11 protein-coding genes are annotated in these 18,147 nt (G+C 70.1%); 5 read left to right on the top strand and 6 right to left on the bottom strand.

The features are described from left to right. Positions 1-46 precede the first annotated feature (46 nt). Both trxA and rho read left to right on the top strand, forming a co-directional pair. Positions 47-373 (top strand): thioredoxin, encoded by a 327-nt coding sequence (trxA, locus tag ACW7G5_RS10810; RefSeq protein ID WP_457004397.1) that lies wholly within the window; start codon positions 47-49, stop codon positions 371-373. A gap of 323 nt (positions 374-696) precedes the next feature. Beyond that, complete coding sequence (rho, locus tag ACW7G5_RS10805) at positions 697-2,577, top strand: transcription termination factor Rho (protein ID WP_457004395.1); 1,881 nt, start codon at positions 697-699, stop codon at positions 2,575-2,577. A gap of 89 nt (positions 2,578-2,666) precedes the next feature. Here rho and ACW7G5_RS10800 read toward each other — a convergent pair whose 3' ends face one another. Further along, positions 2,667-3,533: an energy transducer TonB gene (locus ACW7G5_RS10800; protein ID WP_457004393.1), complete on the bottom strand. Its 867-nt coding sequence runs from the start codon at positions 3,531-3,533 to the stop codon at positions 2,667-2,669. A gap of 139 nt (positions 3,534-3,672) precedes the next feature. Here ACW7G5_RS10800 and ACW7G5_RS10795 point away from each other — a divergent pair, with 139 nt between their 5' ends. Together ACW7G5_RS10795 and ACW7G5_RS10790 are read left to right on the top strand one after the other, a co-directional pair. Continuing rightward, positions 3,673-5,712 carry a choice-of-anchor V domain-containing protein gene (locus tag ACW7G5_RS10795; RefSeq protein ID WP_457004391.1) on the top strand — a complete coding sequence of 680 codons (2,040 nt, stop codon included), beginning with the start codon at positions 3,673-3,675 and terminating at the stop codon, positions 5,710-5,712. 57 nt (positions 5,713-5,769) lie between these two features. After that, positions 5,770-6,627: an energy transducer TonB gene (locus ACW7G5_RS10790; protein WP_457004389.1), complete on the top strand. Its 858-nt coding sequence runs from the start codon at positions 5,770-5,772 to the stop codon at positions 6,625-6,627. A gap of 9 nt (positions 6,628-6,636) precedes the next feature. Here ACW7G5_RS10790 and ACW7G5_RS10785 read toward each other — a convergent pair whose 3' ends face one another. From ACW7G5_RS10785 to ACW7G5_RS10770, 4 genes are read right to left on the bottom strand one after another with little or no spacing between them, the layout of a single operon-like run. Beyond that, positions 6,637-9,906 carry an ankyrin repeat domain-containing protein gene (locus tag ACW7G5_RS10785; protein WP_457004387.1) on the bottom strand — a complete coding sequence of 1,090 codons (3,270 nt, stop codon included), beginning with the start codon at positions 9,904-9,906 and terminating at the stop codon, positions 6,637-6,639. Further along, the gene (locus ACW7G5_RS10780; RefSeq protein ID WP_457004385.1) at positions 9,899-10,171 is read right to left on the bottom strand and encodes a YcgL domain-containing protein; all 273 of its coding nucleotides are present in this window, start codon (positions 10,169-10,171) and stop codon (positions 9,899-9,901) included. Before ACW7G5_RS10780 ends, ACW7G5_RS10785 begins: the two co-directional genes overlap by 8 nt. 55 nt (positions 10,172-10,226) lie before the next feature. Next, entirely contained in the window at positions 10,227-11,240 is a 1,014-nt protein-coding gene (gene cydB / locus ACW7G5_RS10775) for a cytochrome d ubiquinol oxidase subunit II (RefSeq protein ID WP_457004383.1), read from the bottom strand. Next, positions 11,240-12,649: a cytochrome ubiquinol oxidase subunit I gene (locus ACW7G5_RS10770; RefSeq protein WP_457004381.1), complete on the bottom strand. Its 1,410-nt coding sequence runs from the start codon at positions 12,647-12,649 to the stop codon at positions 11,240-11,242. Before ACW7G5_RS10770 ends, cydB begins: the two co-directional genes overlap by 1 nt. A gap of 192 nt (positions 12,650-12,841) precedes the next feature. Between ACW7G5_RS10770 and ACW7G5_RS10765 the strand changes: the two genes are divergently transcribed. After that, positions 12,842-15,229 (top strand): prolyl oligopeptidase family serine peptidase, encoded by a 2,388-nt coding sequence (locus tag ACW7G5_RS10765; protein WP_457004379.1) that lies wholly within the window; start codon positions 12,842-12,844, stop codon positions 15,227-15,229. Positions 15,230-15,333: 104 nt separating this feature from the next. Here the strand turns inward: ACW7G5_RS10765 and ACW7G5_RS10760 are convergent, their stop codons facing one another. Further along, positions 15,334-18,069: a protein kinase domain-containing protein gene (locus ACW7G5_RS10760; RefSeq protein ID WP_457004377.1), complete on the bottom strand. Its 2,736-nt coding sequence runs from the start codon at positions 18,067-18,069 to the stop codon at positions 15,334-15,336. Positions 18,070-18,147: the final 78 nt, after the last annotated feature.

Below are 18,147 nucleotides of genomic sequence, written 5' to 3'. Positions count from 1 at the left end.
GCCCGCCCACCGGGGCCGGCCCGATCGCCCCATGCAGGAGACCCCCGTGACCCAAGCCGTCATCCACGCCAGCGATACCGATTTCGACACCACCGTCCTCGCCTCCGAGGAGCCGGTCCTGGTCGACTTCTGGGCGCCCTGGTGCGGTCCGTGCAAGATGATCGCCCCCGCCCTGGACGAGCTCGCCGGCGAATACGCCGGGCGCGCCAAGGTGGTGAAGATCGACATCGACCAGAACCGCGCCACCGCCCTGAAATACCACGTGCGCTCGATCCCGATGCTGCTGCTGTTCAAGGGCGGCCAGGTCCAGGCCACCCAGATCGGCGCCGTCGGCAAGCCGGTCCTCGCCCAGATGATCGACAAGGCCCTCTGAGGCCCGTCCGCCGCCTGACGCGCTGCCACCATGAGCGCGTCGCCACCGTAGGAGCAGCTATAGCTGCGACCGGAAACCCAGGATCGGGGCAGACGCTTTGATCCACCGGGTCGCAGCTATAGCTGCTCCTACAGCGGCTCCCCGTTCCGGTTTCCCGTTCAACCGCTCCGGGCACCGCAGGCCGGCGCTTGCCGCCAGCTCCGCAGGATGCTAGTTTCACCGGTACCCCGGCGCGCTCCATCGCGCCGCACCTTCTGCAACACCCCACCAGCCCATTCGCAGGCCGCCCGTCCAGGGCGCTCGCAGCAAGCGAGGTTCAGCACTTGTCAGACAATCCTTCCGATCCCGGCGAAACCGCCGTGAAGCGCGTGCGCAAGCCGCGCGTAACCAAGGCAGCCGCCGCCCAGGCCGACGCCTCCACCGGGACCCAGGCCGAGAAGCCGGTCCAGGCCGAGCTCAAGGTCGACGCCCCCGCGAAGAAGCCCGCGCCCGCGGCGGATGCACCCGCGGCAGCCGCGGCGCCCGCCACGCAGCCCCCGGCCCCCGCCCAGGCCCAGGCCCAGGCCCAGGCCCAGGCTCCGGCTCCGGCTCCGGCTCAGACCCAGACCCAGACCCAGACCCAGACTCCGGCTCCAGTTCCAGCTCCCGCTTCCCCCCAGTCGACGCCGCAGGCCGAAGCCGGCAGCGGTGATCGCTCCGGCTCGCAGGACGGTGGCAGCCCGCGCCACGCGCAGGGCAACCAGCACCAGGGTGGCCAGCAGCACGGCCAGACCCACGGCGGCGACCAGCAGCAGGGGCAGGGCAACCGCCGCGACCGTTCGCGCAACCGCCGCGACCGCGACCGCCCCCGCAACGATCGCCCGCGCGACGACGGCCTGCCGACCGACAACAACGACCAGGCCAACCGCCTGCCGCCGCCGAACATTCCCGAGGGCTTCCCGCAGTACTCGCTGTCGGACCTCAAGCGGATGCCGGCGCAGAAGCTGCTCGACATCGCCGACCAGCTGAACATCCACGAAGGCGTGGCCCGCGCCCGCAAGCAGGACGTGATCTTCGCCCTGCTGAAGGTCCTGACCCGCCACGGCGAGGGTGTGGTCGCCGACGGCGTGCTCGAGCTGCTACCGGACGGTTTCGGCTTCCTGCGCGCGGCCGAGGCGAGCTATCTCGCCGGCCCCGACGACACCTACATTTCGCCCAGCCAGGTGCGCCGCTTCAACCTGCGCACCGGCGACCACCTGTCCGGCCGCATCCGCTGGCCCAAGGACGGCGAACGCTACTTCGCGCTCAACGTGGTCGACACCATCAACGGCGAGCCGATCGAGGCGTCGAAGAACAAGGTGCTGTTCGAGAACCTGACGCCGCTGTTCCCGCGCAAGAAGTTCAAGCTCGAGCGCGGCGACGGCAGCAGCGAGGACATCGCCGGTCGCGTCCTCGACCTGATGGCCCCGCAGGGCAAGGGCCAGCGCGCGCTGATCGTGTCGCCGCCCAAGGCCGGCAAGACGATCATGATGCAGCAGATCGCCAGCGCGATTACCTACAACCATCCCGACGTGCACCTGATCGTGCTGCTCATCGACGAGCGGCCCGAGGAAGTCACCGAGATGCAGCGCACCGTGCGCGGCGAAGTGATCAGCTCGACCTTCGACGAGCCGGCCGCGCGCCACGTGCAGGTCGCCGAGATGGTGATCGAGCGCGCCAAGCGCCTGGTCGAGCACAAGAAGGACGTGGTGATCCTGCTCGACTCGATCACCCGCCTGGCCCGCGCCTACAACAATGTGTTGCCGAGCTCCGGAAAGGTGCTCACCGGCGGCGTCGACGCCAATGCCCTGCATCGCCCGAAGCGCTTCTTCGGCGCCGCGCGCAACGTCGAGGAAGGCGGCTCGCTGACCATCATCGCCACGGCGCTTGTCGACACCGGCAGCGCGATGGACAAGGTGATCTACGAGGAGTTCAAGGGCACCGGCAACTCGGAAGTGCACCTGGACCGCCGCATCACCGAGAAGCGCGTCTACCCTGCGATCAACGTCAACCAGTCGGGTACCCGCCGCGAGGATTACCTCATCGAGCCGGAGCTGCTGCAGAAGATCTGGATCCTGCGCAAGCTGCTGCACCCGATGGACGAGATCGCGGCGATGGAGTTCCTGCTCGACAAGATGAAGACCTCCAAGTCCAACGACGAGTTCTTCGCTTCGATGAAGCGCTGAGCCTCCGAAGATCCACCGTTCAACCAATGGGCCCCGCGATCGCGGGGCCCATTGCGTTTGGAACGTTCGCGCCGCGGATCGCCTCCGGATCAGCCCTCGGCCAGCGGCGTCAGCAGCTTCATCCCCGCGCCTTCCTGGTAAAGACGCCCTGCGATCATCGCGTCCGGACCTTCGTCGGCGCGGAGCTCGCGACCGCTCCAGGGCGCCCTTTGCAGCGGCCCGGGAATATAGGCCTGCCACTCGCCATAGGCCGGCGCCGACTCGTCGCCGATCATATAGTCCACGGGAACGCGCAACGACCAGCCCTCGGCATCCGCGTCTTCGCCGGTCGTGGGGATGCGAAAGGTCCAATTGCGCGCGGCGGCAAGCGCCGGGCGCGACAGCAACGCGCGCATCCGCTTCATCTCGGCTTCGCTGCCGGCGGTCCTCAGATTGACTTGTTCTGCGAATACGTCCTCCACCGCTCCGGCGCGGTTGATCCGTAGCACCAGATATACGGTGCCCCTGACGAACTCCCGCAGCGCCCTTTCCGGATACGTCGGCGGCCCCATCTTCAGTGAGGTGACGCGGTCGGTACCCGCACCCGCACCAGCCGTCGCGTCGTCACCAAAGTGGCCACTGCGGATGCTGAGCTGGTAGCTGCCTTCGTCCAGGGCTTTGACAACCACGCGCAGGCTCATGGCCGCCCTTGCCCTGGCCGCCTCGCCGTCGACGAGGACCGGCTCGAAGCGCCAGGTTGGTGCGGCTTGACCGACCAGTTCGAGCACTTCCGCTGGAAGCTTGTCGCGCCGGTCGACCTCCCAGGTCGACACTCGCCCATCAGGCTCGACCACAACCGATCCGGTCACCAGCATGCTCGCCTCTGCCCGCTTGAGCATCGTCGACGCCCCGGCCGGGAACGTGAACACGGCAGCTGCCAGCAGTACCGATACCAAACCAATCCATATCCTGCCCATGAGTCTCCCTTCCCGATGTTCCCCGGCCGATCATAGCGTCCGCCCCCGGGCCAGCGCAGGCCGTGGGGTCGGCCCGGGCTGACGCGCGATCCATCGATGCGCAATACTCGGCGGCTTCGGGGCTGAATCGGTGAGTTCAATGGGCAAGAGCAGGATCCGCGCGTGTGCCGCCATCGTCATCCTGTTCGCCTGGGGCAGCGCCGACGCCAGTCGCTTCGGGCGCGACGGCTTCTCGGGCAATCCGGGCACCAACGGCGGATCCAGCTGCACCGCTTGCCATGCGCCCGGCGCAGCGACGCCCACGGTCACCATCAGCGGCCCGCAGGTCCTGGATGCCGGCACGATCGCCGATTACACCGTGACCATCAGCGGTGGTCCCGGCGGCACCGGCGGCCTTGGCGTGTCCGCATCGGGCGACGCCGGGAGCTTCAGCGCGACCGGCAAGGACGTGCATGTGATCGGCGGCGAGATTTCGCACACGCAGCCCAAGGCCTTTGCCAACGGCAGCACCAGCTTCAGCTTCCGCTGGCAGGCGCCGGCCTGGAACGGGCCGGTGACCCTGTACGCCGCCGGCAACTCCAGCAATGGCCAACTCGACCTGCTCGGCGACGGCATCGGCACCCGCCAGCTGACCGTCAACGTGCAGAACGGGGATTCCGAACCGCCACCGCCGCTGCCGCCGCCAGAGGCCGACGCCGTGCTGGAGCCCTTCGTGAGCGGGCTCGGCCAGCCGGTAGTGATCACCCACGCCGGCGACGCCCGGCTGTTCGTGGCCGAACAGCCGGGCCGCATCCGCGTGATCGACAGCGGCGTGGTGCTGCCCGTGCCCTTCCTCGACATCACCGCGCGCGTGGACGACTCGGGCAACGAGCAGGGCCTGCTCGGCCTGGCCTTCCATCCGGACTACGCGAGCAATGGCCACTTTTACGTCAACTACACCTGGGACCCGCCGGGCAGCGGCCTGGACCGCACCCGCATCTCGCGCTTCACCGTCGGCGGCAATCCCGACGTGGCCGACCCCGCTTCCGAGCTGGTGCTGATGGAGTTCGAGCAGCCGTACAGCAACCACAACGGCGGTGACATCCAGTTCGGCCCGGACGGCTACCTCTACATCGCCTCGGGCGACGGCGGCAGCGGTGGCGACCCCCACAACAACTCCCAGAACCCGAACCGCCTGCTGGGCAAGCTGCTGCGCATCGACGTGGACGGGGCCGGCGGCGGCACCGCGCCTGACTGCAGCCTGGCCACTGGCGACCACTACGGCATCCCGCCCGACAACGCCTATACCGACGGTGACGGCGGAGCCGGCTGTGACGAGGTCTACGCGCTGGGCCTGCGCAACCCATGGCGCATCGCCTTCGACTCGCTCACCGGCGACCTCTGGATCGCGGACGTCGGCCAGAACGCGTACGAGGAGATCAACTTCATCGCCGCGGGCACCGGCGGCGGGCTGAACCTTGGCTGGCGCTGCTACGAGGGCGACCAGCCCTACAACACCTCCGGCTGCAGCGGCGCGTACTTGGAGCCGCTGGTGACGACCAGCCATTCGGGTGGCAACTGCTCGATCACCGGCGGCCGCGTCTACCGGGGATCGTCCCACCCCTCGCTGGCGGGGCGCTACTTCTTCACCGACTACTGCAACACCGCGGTGCGCACGATCACCTTCGACAACGGCCAGCCGCGGGTCGAAGACCCGATCCCCGCCGGCATGATCAGCCAGCCGGTCGCGTTCGGCGAAGACGTCGACGGCGAGCTGTACCTGGCCAGCCTGACCGGCACGCTGTACCGCATCGTCGGCACCGGCGACACGGTCGCATCCAGGGTCTCGACACTGTCGGGGCAGTGCCTGCACCCTGCTTTCCCCGTGTCCGGGGCGGGCCTGTCGGCATGGCCCTGCACCGGCGCGGACGGGCAGAGCTGGGTGCTGCGAGGCGACGGTTCGCTGTACAACCCGGCGTCGGACCGCTGCGCGACGGTGGCCGGGACGCGGCATGGCGCCGCGGTGCAGCTCCAGGCCTGCAGCGGCCAGGCCAACCAGCGCTTCACGTCCACGCCGGCCAGCGAGCTGCGCGTGAACGGCTTGTGCCTGGACCACTCGCGCACGATGCGCCGCAAGGTGCAGGCCTCGACCTGCAGCGGCATCGACAGCCAGGCCTGGGTGCTTTCGCCCGCGGACTGAACGCGGGCGATTGTGGCAAGCTCCGCGGCCTGGACATCGGGGAAAGGGAGAGACCGCATGGAAGGCAAATGGACGCGCCGCCTGGCCGGCGGATTGATGGTTCTGCTGCTCGCGCTGGCCGGACCGGCGCCGGCACAGACCCGCAGCGGACTGATGAAGCAGCTGGAAGGCTCGATGTTGCTCAAGGGGCGCATCGACGTGGCGGCAGACGGCTCGGTGACCGGATTTTCGATCCAGGACAGCGAACAGGTCGATCCGCTCGCGCTGCAGCACGTCATGCGGCACGCGCCGCACTGGACCGTCCATCCCGCGACCGTGGACGGCATTCCGGTGGCCTCATCGACGCCCTTCTCGGTGCGCCTGGTGGCCCGCCGCATCGATGACGACCAGTACGGCATTTCGATCACCGGGGCTTCGATCGAGGACGAGCTGCCCGAAGAGGCGCGGCTGCAAAAGGCCATCATGCAACCGCCGCGCTACCCGACCGACATGTTGCGCGCCGGCGCCAGCGGCATCGTGTACCTGATACTGCGCGTGGATGCCTCCGGCCAGGTGGTGGACACGCACGTCGAACAGGTGAATCTCACCGTGCTGGCCCGGCCCAGGGAAGCGGCGCACGTCCGCTCGCGCCTGGCGGAGGCGGCCGCCGACAAGGCCCGCACCTGGACCTTCCATCCCCCAAGCACCGGGCCGCATGCCGGCAAACCGGACTACGTGATGCGCATTCCCGTGGAGTTCGTCCTCGGCGAGCCGACCGGCTACGGCCAGTGGACCGTGCACGTTCCAGGCGAGCAGACCCGGCCTTCCTGGACACTCGAGGACGACGGCAACGCCCGCATGGCGGGCATCCCCGGCCGGCCCATGCTGGCGGGGACCGGACTGCGACTGCGTTCGGCGCTCGAACCGGGAAGCTGAGGCGGGGGCTCAGCTGCGGTCGCGCAGGAACCGGGCCATCGACACTCCGGCCTGTGCCGGGGCGAACTCGGCGGCGACATCGATGAAGCCACGCATCACCGCGACTTCGCGCGGGGTCCGGTTGAGGGCGTCGCGCAGGTCGGGATCGCAGCCGGCTCGCAGCAGGTGGCGAGCCAGGCGCAGCAGGCCGTGTAGCGCGGCCAGGTGCAGCGGACCGAAGCCGCGCGGGTCCTGCGCATCCAGGCGGGTGTCCTCGTCGAGCAGGCGATCGACGGCCGACAGCACCACGTCCTCGTCGCAGGCAGTGCCGGGCTCGGCGCGCGCGCCGAGCAGCAGCAGCAGCGGAGTGACCCCGCCGGCGGCGACGGCGTCGGGCTCTGCGCCGGCCAGCAGCAGGGTGTCGAACAGGGCGAGCAGGCGCGGGCGGTCGCGCGCGGTGAAGCCGTAGAGCGCGGCGCAGTGCAGCGGCGTCAGGCCCTGGGCGTCGGCGGCCTGGATGTTGGCGCCGGCGGTGAGCAGGCGCGCGCAGACATCGGGCATGCCGAGCGCCGCGGCCAGCATCAGCACGGTCACGTCGCCGGGCAGGCGATGTTCCAACGCGGCCTTGGCCACAAGCAGGCGGTCGACGATCGCGACGTGGCGCATGCTGACCGCGGCCGAGAGCGGCGTGGCGCCGGTGTGCGCGGCGCGCTGCGGATCGGCCCCGCGCTCGAGCAGCAGCTCCAGGGTTCCGGCGTGTCCGCCACCGGCCGCGCGCAGCAGTGCGGTGCAACCCTTGTCGTCGGCGGCATCGATCGGGAAGCCGAGGTCGAGCAGGCGGCGCACGGCGTCGCTGTCGCCAACCATGGCCGCGGCCGGCAGGTCGCTGGCCTGCAGCGGGCGCCGCGGCAGCGCCCACCCGCGCCAGTCGAGCCACTCGGCAAGATCGCGGCGCCCCGCTGAAAGCGCCACGCCGAGCGGGGTCTGGCCATCTGCGGCGCGCACGTCCGGCGAGGCGCCGCCCTGGACCAGCAGCTTGAGCGCGGGCTCGCGGGCGAGGGCCGCGGCCAGGTGCAGGGCGGTCATGCCGTGGCCGTCGCGGTGGTCGAGGTCGACGCCGTCGGCGACCAGGCGTTCAAGCAGGCGCATCCAGCCCAGGCGCACGGCCAGCGCCGCCGCGGGTTCGCCGGATGGCGAAGGCGCGAACACGTCGGCACCACGTTCAATGAGTTCCATCGCGAACTGTTCCAGGCCGCGACCGGCCTGGTCCTCGCGCACGCAGGCCTCGAGGAAACGCGCAAGGCCGCCGGCGCCGGCCGGGGACGCGCCGCCACGCAGCAGGGCCTGGGTGGCTGCAAGGGCCTTGGTCCCCCGGCCGAGCAGCTGCATCAGGGCGGTGTCGCCAGCTTCTTCGCGGGCGTCGGGATCGGCGCCGTTGAGCAGCAGCCAGTCGATCCGCGCCGGCGCCGGCACCACGTCGCCGTCCACCAGCAGGCCGCCGAGTTCGGCCGGCGATACCAGCTGGGCCAGCGGCTCTAGGCCCTCGAAGCGGCCTTCGCCCAGCTGTTCGCGGAGCACCTCCAGTGGCGCCCGGTCGGCCGGCAGCTCGCTGTCGTCGCCGAGCACGCTGGCTGGCAGCGGGTGTTCGGGATCGAGCGCGGCCACCATGGCCCAGCGCCCGCCGGCCGCGGCGTGGTCGACGGGGCGCTTGCCCGTACCGTCGACGAGCCCGGCGTCGACCCCGAGCTCCAGCAGGCGCGAGGCCAGCGCCGCGGTGCCGGTCCCGCCCAGGCAGGCCAGATGCAGGGCGTTCCGACCTTCGCCATCGACCGCATGCAGGTCGGCGCGGTCGGCAAGCAGGTCCAGCGCGGCGGCGTGGCCGCCCACGGCGGCCTCGTGCAGCGGGCTCCTGCCGTGCCGGTCGCGGGCATCGGCGTCGGCACGGGCTTCGATCAGCGCGGCCATGGTTTCGACGTGGCCGGCAAGCGCCGCTTCGTGCAGGGCGCTGCGACCGTGCGCATCGCGGGCATCCAGCTTCGCCTTGTGCTTGAGCAGCAGCGCGACGCCCGCGACGTCGTCGTCCTCGCCGCCGGCCGCGGCCAGCAGGGGCGGCGACCCGCCTTCGGGCTCCGTGCGCGCGCCCCGCTCCAGCAGGAAGCGCGCGATTCGCCAGTTGCCGCAGCCGCAGGCGATTCCGAGCGGGGTCACTCCTTCGATGTTGCGTGCGTCGACCTCGGCGGCAGCGTCATGCAGCAGGGCGGCGACGCCTGGATCGGAGCTGCGCGCGGCGTGGTGCAGCGGAGTATTGCCATCGCGGTCGGCGGCGCGCGGGTCGGCGCCGTTGGCCAGCAGGGTCATGACCGCCTCGGGGCGGCCGTGCCAGCTGTCACGCGTGGCCGCCAGCAGTGGCGTCAGACCGGCGTGGGCGTGATTGAGGTCGACACCGGCCGTGATCAGGGCCCGCAGCAGGCGCAGGTCGGGCAGCACCGCTGCAAGCACCGGCAGCGCCCGCTGGTCGCGGCCTTCGGGGTCGGGAAGCGCACGTGGATCGGCGCCGTCGCCGAGCAGGGCCAGCGCGCGCTCGACGCGGCCGCTGCGGGCGGCAGCGTAAAGGGCGACGGCGGGATCGGCATCGGCGTCGTCGACCTCCGCGGCGCTCGTCGGCTCCGGCATCTCGAGCACTTCAAGCTCCGCCACCGGCAGCGGCGTGCGCAACAGGGCCAGGTGCAGCAGCGGCCAGGCCAGCGCGGCCAGCGCAGCCAGCGGCCAGCGCAGGCCACCGGCCACCAGCCCCGGCCAGGCAAGTGCCAGCCCCAGCGCCAGGACCGCCGCGATCGCCAGCGCGGCGCCGAGGCCGCGCCAGCTGGAACCATCGTGTCCATCCAGGGCATGCCAGTGGCCCGCAAGCCCGCGCCCCCCTTCGCCCTCGACCAGATGCCACAGCGGCCACAGCCGCCACAGCGCGATCACGCCCAGGCCCGCCGTCGCACTGAGGGCAACCGCGGCGCCCAGCGATGCGCCGCCGCTTGCGAGCAGGGCCGACAGCGGCCAGCCCACCAGCAGCGCCGTGCTCGCCATGGCCAGCGCCCACAGCAGGGCCAGCGCCAGCAGGTCGCGGCGAAGCCCGGCGCCGGCCGGCAGGCTGCCGCCACGGAGGCCGCGCAGGCCAAGCGCCAGTACCGGCTGCGCCAGCCAGGCGGCGGCGGCTGCAACGGGAGCTTCGGGCACGCCGGCCAGCAGTGCGAACACCGCGCCGGCGGCAAGCAGCAGCCCGTGCTTCAGGGGCGCACCCTCAGGCATCGGTGCCCCAGTCGTCGGTCAGGGGATCGACGTCCGCGCGCGGCGGCATCTGCAGGTGGAAGCCGCGGGCCACCAGGTTGGCGCGCACCACGTCGGCGTCTTCGCGGGCCAGCCGGCGGCCGGGATCGAGCGCGACCTCGAGCACGAAGCGCAGTTCGCCGAGCTCGGCGCGGACCGGATCGGCGATGCGGCCGAAATCATCGCGGCCGGCGAGGTAAATGTAGGTATCGGCCTTTTTCAGGCTCTTGTAGACGAAGGCTTGCATCTGCTGGTCCGGCGGCGGGCGCACGCGCGCACCGGGAAGCATAAAGCAAGGCGCGTCAGTGGTAGCCGGCGTCGGCCTGCACCTTGCCGCGGAACACCGAATACGACCACGCCGTGTAGCCGAGGATGATCGGCAGCAGCACGGCCAGCCCGACCAGGGTGAAGGCCTGGGTCGACGGCGGCGAGGCCGCGTCCCAGATGCTCAGCGAGGGCGGGATGATGTTGGGCCAGATGCCGATCACCAGGCCGATGAAGCCGAGCACGAAGAAGCTCAGCGTCAGCAGGAACGGCGCCACGTCCCGGCCCTCGCGCATCACCGCGCGCCACAGCAGGAAGGCGTTCGCCAGCGCCAGCAGCGGCACCGGCGCCAGCCACCAGAAGTTGCCGCCCTCGAACCAGCGCGCCATGACCTGCGAATCCAGGAACGGCAGCCAGGTGCTGACCAGGCCCATGAACACCACCACCACCAGCACCAGCGGGCGAGTGAGGTTGCGCGCCACCCGCTGCAGCGGGCCCTCGGTCTTGAGGATCAGCCAACAGGCGCCGAGCAGGGCGTAGCCGAACAGCACCGCGGCCCCGGTCAGCATCGAGAACGGGCTGAACCAGTCGAAGGCGCCGCCCAGGTACTTGCCCTCTTCCAGCGGCATGCCCTCGACCAGCGCGCCGAGGATCAGCCCTTGCGCGAACGCCGCCACCATCGAACCCAGCGCGAACGCGCCGCCCCAGAAGCGCCTGGCGCGCCGCGCCTTGAAGCGGAACTCGAAGGCCACGCCGCGGAAGATCAGCGCGATCAGCATCACCAGCACCGGCAGGTAGAGCGCCGACAACAGGATCGCGTACGCCTTCGGGAACGCGGCCAAGAGCGCCGTGCCGCCAAGGACCAGCCAGGTCTCGTTGCCGTCCCAGATCGGCGCGGCGGTGTTCATCATGTTGTCGAGCTGGTCGCCGTCCTCGGCGAAGGGCGCGAGGATACCCAGGCCCAGCACGAAACCGTCCAGCAGCACGTACATCAGCACGCCGAAGCCGATCACGAAGTACCAGGCCACCGGCAGCCAGGTCGCGGTCTCCATCACGTGCCCTCCGTGCGTGCGTCGTCGCGGTCGCCGACCGACAGCGGGCGTGCCGGGGTCTTTTCGCCGCCCTCGGTGTCGGGCGCGTCCTCGAACGGCTGCGGACCCTTGCGCACCAGGCCCAGCAGGTAGCGGATGCCGGCGCCGAAGATCACCGCGTAGGCCACGGCATAGGTGATGAGCGATGACAGCACCGCGGCGGCGGTGATGTTGGGGCTCAGCGCCTCGCTGGTGCGCAGCAGGCCGTAGACCACCCAGGGCTGGCGCCCGATCTCGACCACGTACCAGCCCGCCAGCAGCGCGATGAACCCGGCCGGGCTCAGCAGCCGCCAGCCGTTGAGCAGCCATTTCGACTCGAACAGCCAGCCCCGCCACCAGGCCCAGGCCGAAGCCAGCGCCAACAGCAGCATCGCGACCCCCAGCCCGACCATGATCCGGAAGCCCCAGAACACCGGCGCCACCGGCGGGCGCTCGCTGGCCGGGACCGCGGTCAGGGGCTCGATCTCGCCGTCCCAGCTGTGGGTCAGCAGCAGGCTGCCCAGGCGCGGGACCGCGACTTCGTAGCGGTTGCGCTCGGCGGCGGCGTCCGGCCATGCGAACAGGACCAGCGGCACGCCGGCGCCGGGTTCGCCATGCTCCCAGTGGCCTTCCATCGCCGCCAGCTTCACCGGCTGGTGCTTGCCGACGTTGAGCCCGTGCAGGTCGCCCACCAGCACCTGCAGCGGCAGCGCGATCGCGGCGAAGGCGACCGCGAGCTTCAACGTCCGCCGCCCCGCGTCGACGTGGACGCCGCGGCGCAGGTGCCAGGCGCTGACCCCGCCGATCACCATGCAGGTGGTGATGAACGCGGCCAGCACCATGTGCGCCAGCCGGTAGGGGAAGGAGGGATTGAAGATGATCGCCCACCAGTCCAGCGGCTGGAACATGCCGTCGACGATCTCGTGCCCCTGCGGCGTCTGCATCCAGCTGTTGGCGGCCAGGATCCAGAACGTCGAGAACAGCGTGCCCAGCGCGACCATGCAGGTCGCGAAGAAGTGCAGCTTCGGCGACACCCGCTTCCAGCCGAACAGCATCACGCCCAGGAAGCTGGCCTCGAGGAAGAACGCGGTCAGCACCTCGTAGGCCAGCAGCGGGCCGAGGATGGCACCGGCGCGTTCGGACAGCACCGCCCAGTTGGTGCCGAACTGGAAGCTCATCACGATCCCCGACACCACGCCCATGCCGAAGGAGATCGCGAAGATCCTGAGCCAGAAGAAGTAGAGGTCGCGCCACATCGCGTCGCGGGTGCGCAGCCAGCGCCATTCCAGGAAGGCCAGCCAGTGCGCCAGGCCGATGGTGAAGGCCGGGAACAGGATGTGGAAGGAGATCACGAAGCCGAACTGGATCCGCGACAGCAGCAGGGCGTCCACGCCGTTCTCCGCAGCGTGACCGGGCGCCGCGAGCCTGCATTCTGCGCGCGAACGTCGCGTGTCGTGTCCAAACGACGTGAAATCGCCTGCCGCTGCGGCGTGCAGGCACCGGGCCATGACGACCGGCCCAGAGTCGCGGCGCGCGCGCGCTGATACGCTGGCGCGTCGACTGTTCCCGGGGATCCCCGCACCATGCGCCACCGCTCCGTTCTCGCACTCCTGCCGCTTTCCCTGCTGCTGGCCATCGCGCCGGCGTCCACGGTTTCAGCCCAGCCCGGGCAGGCGCTCGACCTGCACCAGGTCATGGCCGACCCGGACTGGATCGGTCCACCGGTGGAGCGGGCGTGGTGGTCCTGGGACGGCGGCACCGCGTACTACGTGGCCAAGCGCAAGGGCAGCAACGTGCGCGACACCTTCGCGCAGCCGGTCACCGGCGGCGCGGTGGTGCCGATGGACGGCGCGGCGCGCGCCGGCATCGACGCCGCCGATCCGCTGTACGACGCCAGCCGCGCGCGCATGGCCTTCCTGCGCAACGGCGATGTCTTCGTGCGCGACCTGCGCGGTGGCGCGCTGACCCAGCTGACCCGCACCGAAGGCGGCGAATCCCAGCTGCAGTGGGGCCGCGACGGCTCGTTGTCCTGGCGCAGCGGCAACGACTGGTTCCGCTGGACCGCCGCCACCGGCGTCGGCCAGGCTGCCAGCCTCCGCGCCGAGGACGCGCCCGGCACGCCACCAAAGGCCGACGCCCTGCGCGAACGCCAGCTCCGCTACATCGAAACATTGCGCACCGAGCGCGAGCGCCGCGAGGAGATGCGCACCCAGGCCGAGGCCTGGCGCAGCGCCGACCCGTCCCGCGCCCCGGCCGCGGCCTACCTGGGCAAGGACGTCGAGATCCAGGGCAGCGCGCTGTCGCCCGACGGCCGCTGGCTGTTCGCGGTCACCCAGGCCAAGGGCGCCGACCAGGGCCAGGACGGCAAGATGCCGAAGTACGTCACCGAGTCCGGCTACGAAGAGTTCGAGGACGTGCGCACCCGCGTGGGCCGCAACGACCCGGCGCCGCAGTCGTTCTGGCTGGTGTCGGTGGCCGACGGCAAGGCGCGGGAGCTGGAGACCGACGTGCTGCCGGGCATCACCACCGATCCGCTGGCCGCGCTGCGCAAGGCCGCCGGCAAGGACGCGCTGGAGGGCAACCGCGCCGTGCGCATCGAAGGCTGGGGCGGCGACGTGTCCGGCGGCGCACGCTGGAGCGACGACGGCCGCGGCCTGGCGCTGATGCTGCATTCGGTCGACAACAAGGACCGCTGGCTGGCCACGGTCGACCTGTCGGCCGCGACCCTGCAGCCGGTGCACCGGCTGACCGACGACGCCTGGATCAACTGGGGCTTCAACGAGTTCGGCTGGATGCCGGACGCGCGCACGCTGTGGTTCCTCTCCGAGGAATCCGGCTGGTCGCACCTGTACCTGTCGTCCGGCGGCCGCGCGCGCGCGCTGACCTCCGGCCGCTGGGAGGCCTCGATGCCGGTGCTGGCCGCCGATGGCCAGGGCTTCCTGTTCCTGTGCAACCGCGCGCGCCCCGGTGACTACGAGGTCTGCCACGTCGGCACCGGCGGCGGCGAGGTGCGCGAGCTGACCGCGCTCGACGGCGTCGAGGACTTCGTGGCCTCGCCCGACGGTGCCCGCGTGCTGGTGCGGCACTCCACCAGCTACATGCCGCCGCAGCTGTCGGTGGTCGACGCCGCCGGCGGTGCCGCGCGCCAGCTCACCGACACCCGCACCGCGGCGTTCAAGGCGCGCGAATGGATCCAGCCCGAGACCGTGCAGGTGCCCTCCAAGCACGGCGCCGGCACCATCTGGGGCAAGTACTACGGCCCGGAGACGATGGAGCCCGGCCGCGAGTACCCGGTGGTGCTGTTCGTGCACGGCGCCGGCTACCTGCAGAACGTCAGCGACCGCTACCCGAACTATTTCCGCGAGCAGATGTTCCACAACCTGCTGGTCGAGCAGGGCTACATCGTGCTGGACCTGGATTTCCGCGCATCCGAAGGCTACGGCCGCGACTGGCGCACGGCGATTTACCGGCAGATGGGGCATCCGGAGCTCGAGGACTACCTTGACGGCATCGACTGGATCGTCGAAAGCCGCCAGGGCGACCGCGATCGCGTCGGCATCTACGGCGGCAGCTACGGCGGCTTCCTGACCTTCATGGGCCTGTTCCGCGAGCCGGGCGTGTTCAAGGCCGGCGCCGCGCTGCGCCCGGTGACCGACTGGTCGCAGTACAACCACGGCTACACCGCCAACATCCTCAACACGCCGGAGCTCGATCCCGAGGCCTACGCGAAGTCATCGCCGATGGAGTACGCCGAGGGCCTGCAGGACCACCTGCTGATCGCCCACGGCATGATCGACGACAACGTGTTCTACCGGGACTCGGTGATGCTGGCGCAGCGCCTGATCGAGCTGCGCAAGGACAAGTGGGAGCTGGCGAGCTATCCGATGGAACGCCACGGCTTCGTGCATCCGGACTCCTGGTACGACGAATACCGGCGGATTTACGAGCTGTTCGAGCGCGCGCTGAAGTAGCAATGGCTGGCTGCTCGAGCGACCTGCCGCTGTCGGCAGTGGCATCTGTAACCAGCCCGCCGCCAGCGCCTGCTTGGGCCAAGCGACGGATTACGTCTGACCATCTATCCTGCGTCCTCCACCGCCGACAAGCGGAGACGGACCTCCCTGGAATAGTCGCTGTCCTTGGGCAGCGCTTCGAGTGCGTCTCGATACTTGGCCAGCGCCGTACCCCGATCACCCCGCAATTCGCTGATGCGTCCCTCCAACAGGCGCAGGTAGGGACGACGCTGCGAGTTCGCATCCAAGGCGATCTTGCCGTCATCGGCGTGGATACCCTGTAGCAGGGCGTGCGCCCTCTCCTCATCATGGAGATCGAGATAGGCCATTGCCAAGATGATCGAGAACTCGGCGAAGGCAGGTGAGGGGTCCTGGAATACCCGATGAGCATCAGCAAGCCGCGCCGACAGCGCCTGTGCGGCATCGGCCGAGCGCCCCGCCCAGCGCAGCGCCTCGCCGCGATACTGCAGCGTGCTCAAAGTGAATGGCGAATCTTCACCGAGGGTCTCGGCGAACAGACGGCTTGCCTTGCCATACTCGTCCGCGGCTTCGGCAAACTGCTCCTCGGCCACCAGCGAAATCGCGCGCAAGGTATGGACGTTGCCAAGCTGTGGGTGGCTCGTGCCCAGCACCTGCACCAGGTCCGCCTCGAGCATGTCGATCTGCTTGAGCGCTTCAACCCGCCGGCCGACCTGCATCAAGGCCTGCACCAGGTTCTGACGCGCCTGGATGGTCTGTGAGTGCAGCCTGCCGTTGATCTGTTCAAGCCCAGCCAGCGCCTCAGACAGCTCGCGCTCGGCTTCGACGGCCTCACCCGTGGCCAGCAGCGCGAAGCCGAGCTCGGCGCGCGATTTCAACAGTAGATCACGACCGAGCTCTGACTCTTGTTCGCCAAGTTCGACTAGCTTTCGATACTCGGCTGCCGCCGTCTTGTAATCTGCTTGGCGTTCGTGGAGATAGGCCCGCGTGTGTCCCAAGCGATAGCGCTGCGACACCGTGGCGTCGGCCATGCCGGCCAACTGCGAGGCAGCCGTGTCGAGCTGCACACGCGCCTCGTCGAATCGGCCCAGCTCCAGCAGCATGTGGCTGCGCCCCAGGCGGGCCTCGCTTCCACGTGCGTCATGGATGCCGAACGCCTGCTCAAGATGTGTCGCGGCCAACGCGTACTGCGCCTCCGCTTTCTCGACCTGAGCTACGGCCTGGTAGGCACCCGCAAGCACCAGGTGCATTGTGCCTGCCGAACCCGCATCGTCTTTGAACCGTTCACCGATACCCGACGCGGCGCTGTCCAGTGCTTCGAGAACCGTCGGCTGGTGCCCGCTATTGCGATCCGGCGCTGCCGCGCCGATCACGTCCTCGCTGAGAAAGTCATTGAGCATGGCCTGAGTGCGGAGGCTGGCCTGCGCACGCGCCGCCTCTTCCTGCGCACGCTGTTCAGCCCGGTGCGCACGCTGGGCCAGCAGCAGCGAGCCAGTCGTACCGGCCAGCAACGCTACCATCGCCGCGATCATCCATGGCCTCCGCGCACGCATGCGCGCCAGACGCTTCTCGCCTTCTTCCACGCGAGCGCGCACCGCCAGTTCCAGTTCGCGCTTTTCCCGGCGCGCGGCCAGATTGCGGACTCGGTCGGCCAGAGCCGCGGCCGAATCCAGCCGACGCTCCGGATTCCCGTGCGCGGCCGCGGCAATGTCCTCGCGCAGCAGCGGGTCGTCGATGTCGCGTTCCCAACCGGGTGCCATGGGACGCCGGAAGTCGCCGACCAGCAACTGATACAGGGTCACGCCCAGCGCGTACACGTCGCTGCGGATGGTCGCTGACTGCCCGGTGGCGACCTCCGGCGCAAGGTACAGAGGCGTGCCGCTCTCGCTGGAAATGGCCTGGGTGCGGGTCAACCCGAGGTGGGTGATGCCCAACTCGTCGAGCCGGGAGGAATCGAACAGCCGGCTGCTGCCGAAGTCCGCCACGCGCAGTTTCGTACCCTCGGGCCCATCTTGCACCAGCAGGTTCGCCGGTTTGATGTCCTTGTGCAGCACACCTATGCCATGCGCCGCTGCCACGGCATCGGTTGCAGACACGAACAGCCCCAGCCTGCGCTCGCGCGCCGCCGGCGCGGCTTCCTGCAATCCCTGCCACTGGTCGAGACTGGTGCCGCCGTACTCGGACTCGACGAAATACGGCGCCTCTTCGAAATCCCAGTCCAGTACACGGATAAAGTCATCGCGCTTACCCAGCGCCTCGCGCAGCAGGCGCGCGATCGTCACCTCGCGCTTCAGCCCCGCCAGGCCCTTGCCGGCAAGGCTGAACTTGAATACCCGTTCCTCCCGAGTCTTGGCGTGCCGCGCCAGCCAGACTTCGTTGCCCTCCGTTCGCGCCAGGGGCGCCTCCAGCCGCCAGTTGGGCCTGCGCGGCACCGCATCCCCCTCCTGGAGCCGACTGGCCTCCGGCAGGAACTCAACCACCCGGCGCGACACCGGCACGCTCAGCCTGTATCCAACCCGCGGCAAGGTCGTGACGAACTCCTGCGCGTCGTCGCGCAAGGCCTTGCGCAGCTTGCCGACCGCATTGGTCAGCACCGCCTCGACCACGATCCTCCCGGCCCAGACCGCGCCCAGCAGTTCTTCCTTGGTCACCGCTTCGCCGGCGTGCCGCAACAGATATTGCAGCACCTCCAGCGGCTTGCGCTCCAGCTCGACGGCGTTGTCCGCGACCCTGAGCTGCCAGCGCGACTCGTCGAACTCGGCGTTGCCGAAACTCCAGCAATACGCCTTGACCGGCTGGCCGGCATCCCCCTGCTCCTGCATTCCATCGCCCCCCGGCTCCGTTGCTGTGGTGCAGCTTCGCGGGCAATCAGGGGCGAATGCAAGACCTGTCTTTGAAAA

The organism is Luteimonas sp. A501 (genome assembly GCF_054052085.1).
Note: the sequence above shows the minus strand (reverse complement) of the source record. Positions and strands in the feature narration are given on the sequence as shown.

What these genes read in the sequence shown, in the direction of transcription:
- ACW7G5_RS10800 (WP_457004393.1), bottom strand. Translation starts at nt 3,533, where the DNA reads ATGGGCAGGATATGGATTGGTTTGGTATCGGTACTGCTGGCAGCTGCC.
- ACW7G5_RS10795 (WP_457004391.1), top strand. Translation starts at nt 3,673, where the DNA reads ATGGGCAAGAGCAGGATCCGCGCGTGTGCCGCCATCGTCATCCTGTTC.
- ACW7G5_RS10790 (WP_457004389.1), top strand. Translation starts at nt 5,770, where the DNA reads ATGGAAGGCAAATGGACGCGCCGCCTGGCCGGCGGATTGATGGTTCTG.
- ACW7G5_RS10785 (WP_457004387.1), bottom strand. Translation starts at nt 9,906, where the DNA reads ATGCCTGAGGGTGCGCCCCTGAAGCACGGGCTGCTGCTTGCCGCCGGC.
- ACW7G5_RS10780 (WP_457004385.1), bottom strand. Translation starts at nt 10,171, where the DNA reads ATGCAAGCCTTCGTCTACAAGAGCCTGAAAAAGGCCGATACCTACATT.
- cydB (WP_457004383.1), bottom strand. Translation starts at nt 11,240, where the DNA reads ATGGAGACCGCGACCTGGCTGCCGGTGGCCTGGTACTTCGTGATCGGC.
- ACW7G5_RS10765 (WP_457004379.1), top strand. Translation starts at nt 12,842, where the DNA reads ATGCGCCACCGCTCCGTTCTCGCACTCCTGCCGCTTTCCCTGCTGCTG.
- ACW7G5_RS10760 (WP_457004377.1), bottom strand. Translation starts at nt 18,069, where the DNA reads ATGCAGGAGCAGGGGGATGCCGGCCAGCCGGTCAAGGCGTATTGCTGG.